Origin of the sequence: Actinophytocola xinjiangensis (genome assembly GCF_001921215.1) — a bacterium.
Lineage (GTDB): Bacteria > Actinomycetota > Actinomycetes > Mycobacteriales > Pseudonocardiaceae > Actinophytocola > Actinophytocola xinjiangensis.
Window position 1 is genome coordinate 279102 of record NZ_MSIF01000002.1, and the last position, 12118, is coordinate 291219.

General features: G+C 71.0%; 11 protein-coding genes. 2 read left to right on the forward strand and 9 right to left on the reverse strand.

Translation table 11 applies throughout. The annotated features are described in order from the left end of the window. Window positions 1-2: 2 nt before the first annotated feature. A complete protein-coding gene (locus tag BLA60_RS06120) occupies window positions 3-698 on the forward strand; it encodes a dihydrofolate reductase family protein (protein ID WP_075131751.1) in 696 nt (231 codons plus the stop codon). Here the strand turns inward: BLA60_RS06120 and BLA60_RS06125 are convergent. Beyond that, window positions 632-1318 carry an SDR family NAD(P)-dependent oxidoreductase gene (locus BLA60_RS06125; RefSeq protein WP_075131752.1) on the reverse strand — a complete coding sequence of 229 codons (687 nt, stop codon included), beginning with the start codon at window positions 1316-1318 and terminating at the stop codon, window positions 632-634. The two genes, BLA60_RS06120 and BLA60_RS06125, sit on opposite strands and share 67 nt — an antisense overlap. Then, window positions 1315-1551 carry a hypothetical protein gene (locus tag BLA60_RS44180; RefSeq protein ID WP_162292907.1) on the reverse strand — a complete coding sequence of 79 codons (237 nt, stop codon included), beginning with the start codon at window positions 1549-1551 and terminating at the stop codon, window positions 1315-1317. Before BLA60_RS44180 ends, BLA60_RS06125 begins: the two co-directional genes overlap by 4 nt. A 67-nt stretch (window positions 1552-1618) precedes the next feature. Here BLA60_RS44180 and BLA60_RS06130 point away from each other — a divergent pair, with 67 nt between their 5' ends. Continuing rightward, window positions 1619-3244 carry an ABC-F family ATP-binding cassette domain-containing protein gene (locus tag BLA60_RS06130; protein WP_075131753.1) on the forward strand — a complete coding sequence of 542 codons (1626 nt, stop codon included), beginning with the start codon at window positions 1619-1621 and terminating at the stop codon, window positions 3242-3244. A gap of 118 nt (window positions 3245-3362) precedes the next feature. Here BLA60_RS06130 and rocD read toward each other — a convergent pair whose 3' ends face one another. The 7 genes from rocD to BLA60_RS06165 all read right to left on the reverse strand — a co-directional run bounded on the left by rocD (window position 3363) and on the right by BLA60_RS06165 (window position 12114). Continuing rightward, window positions 3363-4565, reverse strand: a complete 1203-nt coding sequence (gene rocD, locus BLA60_RS06135; RefSeq protein ID WP_075131754.1) for an ornithine--oxo-acid transaminase — start codon at window positions 4563-4565, stop codon at window positions 3363-3365. 141 nt (window positions 4566-4706) lie between these two features. Next, window positions 4707-5699: a TIGR03842 family LLM class F420-dependent oxidoreductase gene (locus BLA60_RS06140; RefSeq protein ID WP_075131755.1), complete on the reverse strand. Its 993-nt coding sequence runs from the start codon at window positions 5697-5699 to the stop codon at window positions 4707-4709. Between the two features lie 13 nt (window positions 5700-5712). Continuing rightward, on the reverse strand, window positions 5713-7098 hold the full coding sequence (gene hydA / locus BLA60_RS06145) for a dihydropyrimidinase (protein WP_075131756.1): 1386 nt from the start codon (window positions 7096-7098) through the stop codon (window positions 5713-5715). Window positions 7099-7103: 5 nt separating this feature from the next. Further along, window positions 7104-7946, reverse strand: a complete 843-nt coding sequence (locus BLA60_RS06150) for a nitrilase-related carbon-nitrogen hydrolase (RefSeq protein ID WP_075131757.1) — start codon at window positions 7944-7946, stop codon at window positions 7104-7106. Beyond that, on the reverse strand, window positions 7946-9523 hold the full coding sequence (locus BLA60_RS06155) for an NCS1 family nucleobase:cation symporter-1 (RefSeq protein ID WP_075131758.1): 1578 nt from the start codon (window positions 9521-9523) through the stop codon (window positions 7946-7948). The genes BLA60_RS06150 and BLA60_RS06155 overlap by 1 nt, the downstream gene beginning before the upstream one ends. 147 nt (window positions 9524-9670) lie before the next feature. After that, window positions 9671-10510, reverse strand: a complete 840-nt coding sequence (locus BLA60_RS06160) for an NUDIX domain-containing protein (protein WP_075131759.1) — start codon at window positions 10508-10510, stop codon at window positions 9671-9673. Beyond that, the gene (locus BLA60_RS06165) at window positions 10507-12114 is read right to left on the reverse strand and encodes a PucR family transcriptional regulator (RefSeq protein ID WP_075132082.1); all 1608 of its coding nucleotides are present in this window, start codon (window positions 12112-12114) and stop codon (window positions 10507-10509) included. Before BLA60_RS06165 ends, BLA60_RS06160 begins: the two co-directional genes overlap by 4 nt. Window positions 12115-12118 lie beyond the last annotated feature (4 nt).

Genomic DNA, 12118 nt, shown 5'->3' on the forward strand with positions numbered 1-12118 from the left:
CGGTGGACCGCATCCTGCCCGACCGGTCGGTTGGCGTCGACCTGCTCGACGCGTTCGCGCCGACCGGGGAAAGCCAGGTACGGCTGGGAATGGTGATGAGCGTCGACGGCTCGGTCACCGACGAGGAGGGCTGGACGAGCAAGCTCGGCGGCCCGGCCGACCGGCGGATGCTGCGCGCGCTGCGCGGCACCGCCGGGGTGATCCTGGTCGGCGCCGGCAGTGTCCGAACCGGACGCTACCCGCCGCACCGGCCGACCGCCGCGATCCGCGGGTGGCGCCGGCGGGCGGGTCTGCCGGAGGTGGCGCCGCTCGCCGTGATCACCAGATCGGGGGACCTCGACCGGGCGTTGCCGGTGTTCACCGAGGCGGAGGTGCCGACGCTCGTGGTGGGCGCGGACGGCCTGCGGTCGACGGTCGCCGGCCTGCGGGAGCGCTTCGGCGACGTGCTGTGCGAGGGCGGCCCGGGGCTGGCCACGGCGTTGTTCGACGCCGGGCTGGTCGACGAGGTGGTGCTCAGCGTCGCGCCGTCGCTGCTGCCCGGCGACAACGGCCGGCTGGTGACCGGCCTGACCACGCGGCGTGAGCTGACGCTGCGTGAGGTCTACGAGGAGGGCGGCGAGGTCTTCCTGCGCTACGGGATCTCCAGCAGCAGCGTGCCGGGGTCGGGGAAGTCGGGGGACACGACGCCGGCCACGTAGGCGCCGACCTGTTCGCCGGTGAGCCAGTCCGGTCGGGGCGGGTCGCCGTCCCAACGGTCTGTCACCACCGGGGTCATGATCGCCACTTCGTGGAGCCGGATCGTGCGACCGAGGTCACTCACCGCGATCGTCCGCAGCATCATGCGCTGCGCGGCCCCGGTGATCGAGATCGGCGCGGCGAACGGCTCCGGATGGTCGGCGGCGATACCGGCGAGCGTCACGTACACCGGCGCCGCGTCCTGGTCGAGCACCGGCAGGAAGGTGCGGGCGACCAGGAAGTGCGCCGTCAGGTTGTCGTGCAGGACCCGTTCCCAGGTGCTCGTCGGCAGGTCGGCGAACTGCTCGCCCTCCCACCAGCCGCCGAGCGAGGCGACGACCCCGCGCGGCCGGCCGTAACGCTCGACGATCTCGTCACGCAGTCGGGTGACCCCCTCCTCGGTGCCGACGTCGCCGAGCGCCAGGTGCAGCCGGTCCCGGACGGCCGGGTCGGTGCGGTCGGCCAGCGCCGTGAGTCGCGCGGGGGCGCGGGACGGGACGACGACGTGCGTGCCGAGGGCGAGCAGGGCCCGTACGACACACTCACCGGCGACGCCCGCGCCGCCCGCGACGAGAACGGTCAATGACTCTTGCCGGTGCGGTGCTGATTGACCAACGACCACACCGAGACTGTCTGGCTGGGTTCGTCGGCGGCTCGGGATCGTCGAGCGGTCGGCCGTTCGGCGCGTGCGCCGCCGGCCTCGAGCTCCTGGCGGATCTGGTCGTAGATCGGGGTGTCGGTCAACGCCATCCCTTCCCGTCGCAGGTAGCCCTCGCAGACTACGCAGCGTACAGCTTCGAATTCGTAGCGACGCACCGGCTCCCTACAACCTTTGGGCGAAATCCGTTCGCGTGACGGCGTCACATGCCGCACGATTTGTCGTATGGGCGCGGGTTTCCTTGAGGCGAACGGTGTCGGCTACCGACTCGACGACGGCCGGCGCCTGTTCGCCGACGCCACGTTCCGGGTCGGCGCCGGGCAGGTGGTGGCGCTGGTCGGCGCCAACGGCGCGGGGAAGACCACCCTGCTGCGGATCCTGGCCGGCGAGCTGACCGCGCCCGAGGGCGGGCTGACGGTCCAGGGTGGACTCGGCGTGATGCCGCAGTTCATCGGCTCGGTGCGCGACGACCGGATGGTGCGCGACCTGCTGCTGGCCGTGGCCCCGACGCCCGCGCGGGCCGCCGCCGCCGAGCTGGACGCCAGCGAACTGGCCATGATGGACACCGACGACGAGCCGACCCAGCTGCGGTACGCCAACGCGCTGCACGCGTGGGGCGAGGCCGGCGGCTACCAGCTGGAGGTGCTGTGGGACACGGTCACCGTCGCCGCGCTCGGCGTTCCGTACGACCGGGCGCGTTTCCGCGAGGTGCGCACGCTGTCGGGCGGCGAGCAGAAGCGGCTGGTGCTGGAGGCGTTGCTGGCCGGGGCCGAGCAGGTGCTGCTGCTCGACGAGCCCGACAACTACCTCGACGTGCCGGGCAAACGCTGGCTCGAACAGCGGCTGTCCGAGTGTTCGAAGGCGGTGCTGCTGGTCAGCCACGACCGTGAGCTGCTGGCGGCGGCCGCCACCCAGGTCGTCACCGTCGAGGGCGGGACGACGTGGGTTCACGGCGGCGGGTTCGGCACGTGGCACGAGGCTCGGGTGGCCCGGTGGGAGCGGATGGCCGAGCTGCGTCGCCGGTGGGACGAGGAGCATCTCAAGCTCAAGGAGCTGGTCCGCAACCTGCAACAGGCGGCGATGATCAGCGACGCGATGGCGGCGCGGTACAAGGCGTCCCAGACGCGGTTGCGCAAGTTCGAGGAGGCGGGCGCGCCGGCGTTGCCGCCTCGGGAGCAGTCGGTGCGCCCGAGACTGCGCGGCGGCCGGACCGGCCTACGGGCGATCACCTGCGAGAACCTCGAACTGACGGGGCTGATGAAACCGTTCGACCTGGAGGTCTTCTTCGGCGACCGGGTGTGCGCGCTGGGCTCCAACGGCTCCGGCAAGAGCCACTTCCTCCGCCTCCTGGCCGGTGACGATGTGACCCATGAAGGTGTCGCCCGATTGGGGGCGCGAGTGGTGCCCGGCCTGTTCGCCCAGACCCACCAGCACCCCGAGTGGACCGGCCGAACCCTGATCGACATCCTCTGGCAGGGCGACGACGAACGCGAGGGCCTCGACCAGGGCCGCGCCGCGGCGGCCCTGTCCCGCTACGGCCTGGCCCCGTCCCGCGAACAGCGGTTCGAGACGTTGTCGGGCGGTCAGCAGGCCCGGTTCCAGGTCCTGCTGCTGGAACTGTCCGGCGCGACCCTGCTCCTGCTGGACGAGCCGACCGACAACCTGGACCTGACCTCGGCGGAGGCGCTGCAGGACGCGCTGGAGGAGTTCACCGGAACCGTCGTCGCGGTCACCCACGACCGATGGTTCGCGAAGTCCTTCGACCGGTACCTGGTCTTCCGCTCAGACGGCATCGTCACCGAAACCGACACCCCCGTCTGGGACGAGACCCGGGTCCGCCGGGACCGGTAACCGCCAACCGAACCAGGCGTCCGTGTCGTGACACGCGGGGATCTCTCGACCCTTCGGCGACGACCGCTCGCGCGAGCGGTCAGGATCCGAACCCGCGACCGGATTGTTCCGTAACGCGTCAGCCGGCGAGGACTTCGGCGAAGGTGTCGATGCCGTGGTCGAGGTCGGACCGGGAGATGACCAGGGGTGGGGCGATGCGCAGGGTGGTGTCCTGGGTTTCCTTGCACAGCACGCCCCGGTCCATGAGCTTCTCGCTGAGGGTGCGGGCGTTGCGGCCGGGGGCGATCTCCACGCCGGCCCACAGGCCCCGGCCTCGGACCTCGGCCACGCCGTGGCCGACGAGGGCGTTGAGGCGGCGGTGGAGGTGGGCGCCCAGCGTCGTCGACCGCTCCTGGAACTCGCCGGTGGACAGGAGGCGGATGACGGCCCGGCCCACGGCGCAGGCCAGGGGGTTGCCGCCGAAGGTTGAGCCGTGTTCGCCGGGGCGCAGGACGCCCAGGACGGCTCGGCTGCCGACCACGGCCGACACCGGGAGGATGCCGCCGCCCAGGGCCTTGCCGAGGGTGTACAGGTCGGCCCGGATGCCGTCGTGGGTGGACGCCAGGAGGGTGCCGGTGCGGGCCAGGCCGGACTGGATCTCGTCGACGATGAGCAGGGCGTTGTGGGTGTCGCACAGGTGGCGGACCTCGCGGAGGTACCCGGTGGGGGGAACCAGGACGCCGGCCTCACCCTGGACGGGTTCGATCAGGACGGCCGCGGTGTGCGGGGTGATGGCCGCCTCCAGCGCCTGCGCGTCTCCGTACTTCACCACCTGGAAGCCGGGGGTGAAGGGGCCGAAGTCGTTGCGGGCCACCGAGTCCGTGGAGAACGAGATGATCGTGGTGGTGCGGCCGTGGAAGTTGGAGCCGGCGACGATGATCTCGGCCCTCCCGTCCGGGACGCCCTTGACCTGGTAGGCCCACTTGCGGGCCACCTTGATCGCCGACTCGACGGCCTCCGCGCCGGAGTTCATCGGCAGGACCATCTCGGTGCCGGTCAGCTCCGCCAGTTCCTGGCAGAACAGGCCCAGCTGGTCGTGGTGGAACGCCCGGCTGGTCAGCGTCAGCGTGTTCAGCTGCTCGACGGCCGCCGCGACCAGCGCGGGATGCCGGTGGCCGAAGTTGAGCGCCGAGTAGCCGGCCAGGAAGTCGAGATAGCGCTTGCCGTCCACGTCGGTCACCCACGCGCCCTCCGCCTCGGCCAGGACGACCGGTAGCGGATGGTAGTTGTGCGTGCTCCACGTCTCGTCGAGCGCGATCAGGTCCGCAGCGGAAAGCGACATGTAAACAGATTAGGTCCAGCCGGCGGCGGAATCATCCGCAGACCATTGCGCAGAACGTCCAATCGTTGCGCACATCGCGGGTGGGGACCACGAAACGTTGTGCCGACCTCGGTTCTGACGTCCGATTCCGCCGCCGATGGCTCAGAGCGCGGGGATGATCTCCTGCCCGTACGCGCGCAGCGTGTCCTCCTTCGCGTCGTGCATCAGGTAGATCGAGAACTGGTCGACGCCCAACTCGGCCAGCTCGGTGAGCCGCTTGACGTGCGCCTGCGCCGGTCCGACCAGGCAGAACCGGTCGACGATCTCGTCAGGCACGAAGTCGGTCGACGGGTTGCCGGCCTTGCCGTGGTGGGCGTAGTCGTAGCCCTCGCGCCCCCGGATGTAGTCGGTCAGCTCGTGGGGGACCGGCCCGGACTCGCCGTAGCGGGCCACCAGGTCCGCCACATGGTTGCCGACCATGCCGCCGAACCACCGCAGCTGGTCACGCTGATGGGGGATGTTCTCACCCACATAGGCGGGGGCGGCGACACACATGGTGATCCCGCCGGGATCGCGGCCGGCGTCCCGCGCCGCCGCCCGCACCGACTCGATCGTCCAGCGGGCGATCGCCGGGTCCGCTGTCTGCAGGATGAACCCGTCCGCCTGCTCGCCGACCAGCCGCAGCGCCTTGGGCCCGTAGGCCGCCATCCAGACCTCCAGCCGCCCGTCGCGCACCCACGGGATCCGCACCGGCGCGTCGTGGTGGACGACCTCCCGACCCTCGGCCAGCTCGCGGATCACGTGCATCGACTCGCGCAGCACCGCCAGCGACGCCGGCCGCTGACCGATCACCCGCCTGGCCGAGTCGCCCCGCCCGATCCCGCACACCGTCCGGTTGCCGTACATGTCGTTGAGCGTGGCGAACAGCGACGCGATGACCGACCAGTCCCGCGTGGACGGGTTGGTCACCATCGGCCCGACGACCATCTCCCGTGTGGCCGCCAGGATCTGCGAGTAGATGACGAACGGCTCCTGCCACAGCACGTGCGAGTCGAACGTCCAGCCGTACCGGAAGCCGAGGTTCTCGGCCTCGGTCATCAGCCGGACCACCTCGCTGGCCGGCGGGTCGGTCTGCAGTACCACCCCGAAGTCCATCCTGGGCACCCCCTCAGACGAGATACTGCGACAGGTCCCTGGCCAGGAACTTCCCGTGGCCGGCCTTGCCGTGGAACTGGCCGTCGGCGATGACCACCGACCCCCGCGACAGCACCGTCGACACCCCACCGGTGATCGACAGGCCCTCGTAGGCCGAGTAGTCGACGTTCATGTGATGCGTGTCGGCCGACAGGGTCTGGCGCAGCGCCGGGTCGTAGACCACCACGTCCGCGTCGGCGCCCGGCGCGATCACACCCTTGCGCCCGTAGAGGCCGAACATCCGCGCCGGGGTCGCCGACGCCACCTCCACCCAGCGGGCCAGGGTCAGCTCACCGGCGACCACGCCCTGGTGCAGCAGGTCCATCCGGTGCTCCACCCCCGGCATGCCGTTGGGGATCTTGGAGAAGTCGCCCCGCCCCAGCTGCTTCTGGTCCTTGAAACAGAACGGGCAGTGGTCGGTGGACACCACCGACAGGTCGTTGGTGCGCAGCCCGCGCCACAGGTCGGCCTGGTGGTCCTTGGTGCGCAGCGGCGGCGACGCGACGTACTTGGCGCCCTCGAAGTCCGGTTTGGCCAGGTCCTCGATGGACAGGTACAGGTACTGCGGGCAGGTCTCGGCGAACACGTTCTGCCCGGTGTCCCTGGCCTGCGCGACGGCCTCCAGGGCCTGGCGGGCCGACAGGTGCACGATGTAGAGCGGCGCGCCGGTGACCTTCGCCAGCTGGATGGCCCGCGAGGTCGCCTCGCCCTCCAGCTCCGGCGGGCGGGTGAGGCCGTGCTCGACCGGGTCGGTGCGCCCGGAGGCGATCGCCTGGGCCACCAGCTCGTCGATGGCGATGCCGTTCTCCGCGTGCATCATGATCATCGAGCCGGTCTCGGTGGCCTTGTTCATCGCGCGCAGGATCTCGCCGTCGGTGGCGTAGAAGACGCCGGGGTAGGCCATGAACATCTTGAAGCTGTTCACCCCGGCCGCGATGCAGGACTCCATCTCCTTGAGCGACTGGTCGTTCACGTCGGAGACGATCATGTGGAAGCCGTAGTCGACGGCGCAGTTGCCGTCGGCCTTCTCGTGCCACTTGTCCAGTGTGGACAGCAACGAGGTGCCCTTGGCCTGCACGGCGAAGTCGATGATCGTCGTCGTGCCGCCCCACGCGGCGGCGGTCGTGCCGGTCTCGAAGGTGTCCGCCGAGAACGTGCCGCCGAAGGGCATCTCCATGTGCGTGTGCGCGTCGATGCCGCCGGGCAGCACGTACTTCCCGTCGGCCTCGATGATCCGGTCGGCCTCGGTGAACACCCCCGGCGCGGTCACCGCGGCGATCGTCTCGCCGTCCACCAGCACGTCGGCGGCCAGCGCGCCACCGGCGTTGACCACCGTCCCGTTGCGGATCAGGGTGCGCATCGGCCTCACGCCCCGGTCAGCGAGTCGTAGGTGTCGGGGCGGCGGTCGCGGTAGAACTGCCACAGGTCGCGGACCTCGGTCAGCACGCCCATGTCCAGGTCGCGCACGACGACCTCGTCCTCGCCGTCGGAGGCCGCCTCCCCGACCAACTGCCCGCGCGGGTCGGCGAAATAGGACTGGCCGTAGAAGTCGTTCTCGCCCAACGGTTCCACGCCGACCCGGTTGATCGCGCCGACGAAGTACTCGTTGGCCACGGCCGCCGCCGGCTGCTCAAGGCGCCACAGGTACTGGGACAGGCCCCGGCTGGTGGCCGACGGGTTGAACACGATCCGCGCGCCGCCAAGGCCCAGTGCGCGCCAGCCCTCCGGGAAGTGCCGCTCGTAGCAGATGTAGACGCCGATCTTGCCCACGGCCGTGTCGAACACCGGGTAGCCCAGGTTGCCCGGCCGGAAGTAGAACTTCTCCCAGAAGCCCTTGACCTGCGGGATGTGGTTCTTGCGGTGCTTGCCCAGGTAGGTGCCGTCGGCGTCGATGACCGCCGCGGTGTTGTAGTAGACGCCCGGCTGCTCCTGCTCGTACATCGGCACGACCAGCACCATGTTGTGCTGGTCGGCCAGCTCGCACATCAGCTGGGTGGTCGGCCCGTCGGGGATCTGCTCGGTGTAGGAGTAGTAGTCGGCGTCCTGCACCTGACAGAAGTACGGGCCGTAGAACAGTTCCTGCAGGCACAGGACCTGGGCGCCCTGCGACGCGGCGGTGGCGATGTGGGCCACGGCGGCCTCGATCATCGAGTCCTTGTCCCCCGTCCAGCGCTGCTGGACCAGAGCGGCCCGAACGATCTCGGACATCAGCGTTCTCCTTCCGTTCGCTGCCCGGCGGCAGCCTCGTCGCGCCGGCCTGCGGTCAGCACCAGGTACACGAGGAATGCTGCCACGAAACCGACCAGCCAGCTGTAGTCGTACAGGTCCTTGAGGAACGGGATCAGGCCGTCCACCGGGAACGGTCCGGACTTGACTCCCTGGTCGTCGACGGTGGAGTAGGCGCCGCCGACGGCCAGCAGCGCGCCGACGACCGCGGCCACCAGCGCCGCCCAGTTCCATCCGCCGCGGTACCAGTACCGCCCCCGTTCGGCGTACAGGTCGGCCAGGTCCAGGTGGGTGCGGGCGCGCACCCAGTAGCCGGCGGCCAGCACCCCGGCGATCGGCGCGAGCAGCCCGCCGTAGGTGTTGAGCCAGGCGAAGATGTAGATGTCGGGGTCCTCGTAGAGCTTCCACGGCAGGATGACGACCCCGATGATCCCGGTGATCAGCCCGCCGACCCGGAAGCTGATCCGCTTCGGGAAGGCGTTGGAGAAGTCGTAGGACGGGCTGACGACGTTGGCCGCGATGTTGGTCGACACCGTCGCCAGGATGACCACCAGCAGGCCGACGAACACCGCCAGCCCGCTGTCGAACCGGTTGATCAGGTTCACCGGGTCGAACAGCGAGTTCAGGTTGTCGCCGAGCTCGTCGCCGTAGACCTCGACGGCGCTGGACGTGATGATGATCGACAGCAGCGCGATGAACGCCATGCTGGTCGGCAGCCCGAGGATCTGGCCGATGGTCTGCTTGCGCTGGCTGGCGGAGAAGCGGGAGAAGTCGGGGATGTTGAGCGAGAGCGTCGCCCAGAACGCGATCATCCCCATCAGTGAGGGCGCGAACACCTTCCAGAAATCAGCGCCCCAGCCCAGTCGGGACTCCTGGGAGAAGATCGAGCCGATGCCGCCGGCCTCGCCGACGATCCACACGGCCACCGCGATCAGGCTCAGCGCCAGGATCGGCGCCGCCCAGTTCTCCAGCCACCGGACCGCGTTCATACCGCGCCAGATGAACACCATCTGGCCGAACCAGAACAACGCGAAGCACAGCCACAGCGTCCACGGCTTGCCGGCCAGCGACGCGGCCTCGGTCCAGCCGTCGCCGGTCATCCTGCCGATGATCGAGTACATCGCCGAGCCGCCGATCCAGGTCTGCACGCCGAACCAGCCGCAGGCGACCAGGGCGCGCAGCAGGGCGGCCAGGTTGGCGCCGTGCATGCCGAAGAAGGCGCGGGCGTAGACCGGGAACGGGATGCCGTACTTGGTGCCGGCGTGGCTGTTGAGCAGCATCGGGACCAGGACGATCAGGTTGGCCAGGGTGATCGTCAGGAACGCCTGGAGCCAGTTCATCCCGAACAGGATCAGCCCGGCGGCCAGCGAGTAGCTGGGCACGCAGAACGCCATGGCCATCCACAGCGCCGTGTAGTTGTAGGTGTTCCAGGTGCGTTTCTCGATCGGCACGGGGGCCAGCTCGGAGTTGTAGAACCGGCTGTCGCTGATGCCCGAGTGGTCGGCGAGGTCGACCCGGCCGTCGGGATGGGTGGTGGCGGTGCTGCTAACCGGTGCCATCGCTACTCCGCAGGTGTCTGGGCCGATGGTGCGACAACGGGCATCGTTGAGTGTCCGGCTCGGACCAGGGGAGTGTCAGAGTGTCGGCCGTTGGCGGGTTCTGTTGACAGTCTGCCTCTTGACGATCTGTCCTGTGTAGACAGCGAATCAGAGCTGGTGCAGCAGCCAGCGGGGCCCGGTCACCTCGGCGCCGGCGGCCCGACAGCGGGCCTTGAGCTCCCGGTCGGCGGTCACCACCAGACACAGCGCGCCCGGGTCCTCGGCCAGGATCCCGCGGACCGAGGCGACGATCTGGTCGTCGCCGTCCCCGGCCGCCGACACCACGTCGACCGACGTCCCACCAGCGCCGATTCCACGCGCCTTACCCTCCACGACCAGCACCTTCTCCGGGAACGCCCGGTCGAACGGGCCCATCCCGGTGACCCCGCCGACGGCCGCCACCTCGTCCCGCAGCCGCGCCGCCGCGCCCGCCCGGTCCCGCCACCAGCCGTCGGCCCGCGACCCCATCACGTTCGCCACGTCCACCACCAGCACCGGCCGGCGCAGACACGGCCGCAGCCGGGGCCAGGCGTCGGCGAACGGCCCGAACAGGTCCTGGTCGGCCACCTCGTCCACCGGGACCCAGGCCGCGCCGGCCGACTCCCACGACGCCGGCCCGACCTCCGCCCGCCCGGCCACCGTGCCGATCACCGTGTCGTAGGCCCAGCCGCCGTGGTCCTCGTGCATCACCGCCCGCACGGTCACCGTCGAGACCTCCAATGTGGACTCCTCGGAGGTCTCCCGCAGCGCCGCCTGGACCGGGGTCTCGTCGCTGTCGCGGGCCCCGCCGAACACCCCCCAGGTGTCGCCGCCGATCGTCAGCTTCGCCCGGTGCTGGAGCAGCACGAACCCGTCGTGGTGAACCAGCAGCCCGGCCGCGCCGAAACGCCCCCAGTGGGTGTGCCCCTGTCCACACTCGACGAGGCCGTCACCGTCCCGCCTGGTCATGGCGCTCCGCTCTCGTGCACAAGCAGTGCCACGTGCAGCGACAGCACCGACTCCGGGTCGTCCAGGGACACGCCGAGCACCTGCTCGACCCGCGCCAGCTGCTGGTAGTAGGCCGTGCGGGACATGTGCGCGGCCGACGCCGCCGCCGACTTGTTGCCGCCGTGCTCACAGAAGTGTCGCAGGGCCGCCAGCAGCCTGCTCGCGTGCGCGGCGTCCCTGGCCAGCAGCGGCCCTAGCTCCCGCGCGGCGAACGCGCTCACCCGGTCGTCGTCGGCCAGCAGGTGCAGCAGCCCACGCAGCCGCACGTCGTCGAGCCGGTGGTAGGGCCGCTCGGCGGCCGACCGCAGCGCCGCCTTCGCCACGTGCGCCGCCTCGACCAGGCTGCGCCGCGCGTCGGTCACCGACTCGACGGTCGTGCCCACCGCCACCACCACCGGCGGCACCGAACTGGCCGTCTGGTGGATCTCCCTGGCCAGCCGGCAGACCACCGACGACTCGTCGGCCTGCGGGGTCAGCGACAGCAGCGCCCGCACCGAGATGTCGTCAACCACCCCGACCAGCGCCGCCACCCTGGCCCGGCGGGCGGCCAGCGCCGTCGCTTCCGCCAGGTCACGCAGCACCTCCTGGGTGGCCATCGCCGGCGACGCGGCCACCGTGCTCGGCCGCACCGACACGCCGATCAGCCGCCGCCGCAGCAGCGGCACGCCCAGCGCCCCGGCCCGCGCGTTCAGGTCGGCCGGGGTGGTCGGCGAGGACAGCAGCTCGGTGAGCAGCGTGCGGTGCGCGTGGCGCTCCAGGCTCTCCCGGTCGCGGGCCACCAGCCGGTGCACGGCCAGCGCCGAGGCCGCCCGCTCGGCGATCACCACCACCCGGTGCGGCGGCTCGGACGGGCACACCAGCACCAGCCGGCCCCAGTCGTTGCCGCGCGCGCCGACCACCGTGACCAGCCAGCCGGCGTCGGGGTCGTAGCTGGTGCGGGTCGTCGGGGTGACCGTGCGGGACCGCCCCGCCCAGTCGGCGACCAGCTCGCCGGGGTCGGCGCCGGCCGCGTCGTAGGCCAGCACGTCGTGGCCCAGGGTCTCCAGCACCACCGGCAGCCCGCACGAGCGGGCCACCTCGCGCAGCACCTCCGGCGGCTCGGCGCCGGCCACCGTCAGCGCGGTGAACGTCTCGTGCACCCGTTCGGCCGCCCGCAGCTCGGCGACCTGGGCGTCCACGATCAGCCCGATGACCGCCTCGGTGACCGCCACGAACCGGGTCTCGCGCGAGAGCGTCACCAACGGCAGCTCGTGCCGGTCGGCGGCGGCGACCAGCGCCGGCGGCAGCTCGCGGCTCCAGTGCCGGATCAGCTCGACGACCACCCCGACCACACCCGCCTCGGCCAGCTCGTCGACGTAGCGGGTCAGCTCGTCCGGGTCGTCGGACAGTGCGATGCCGGTGGTCAGCACCAGCTCGCCGCCGCGCAGCAACCCGGCGATGTCGGCGACCTCGGCGATGTGCACCCAGCGGACCCGCCGCTCCAGCCCGTCGGCGCCGGCGACCACGGTCGCCAAGCCCTGCCGGATCACCGGCAGCGCGAGCACGTCGGCCATGGTCGGGTACATGTTG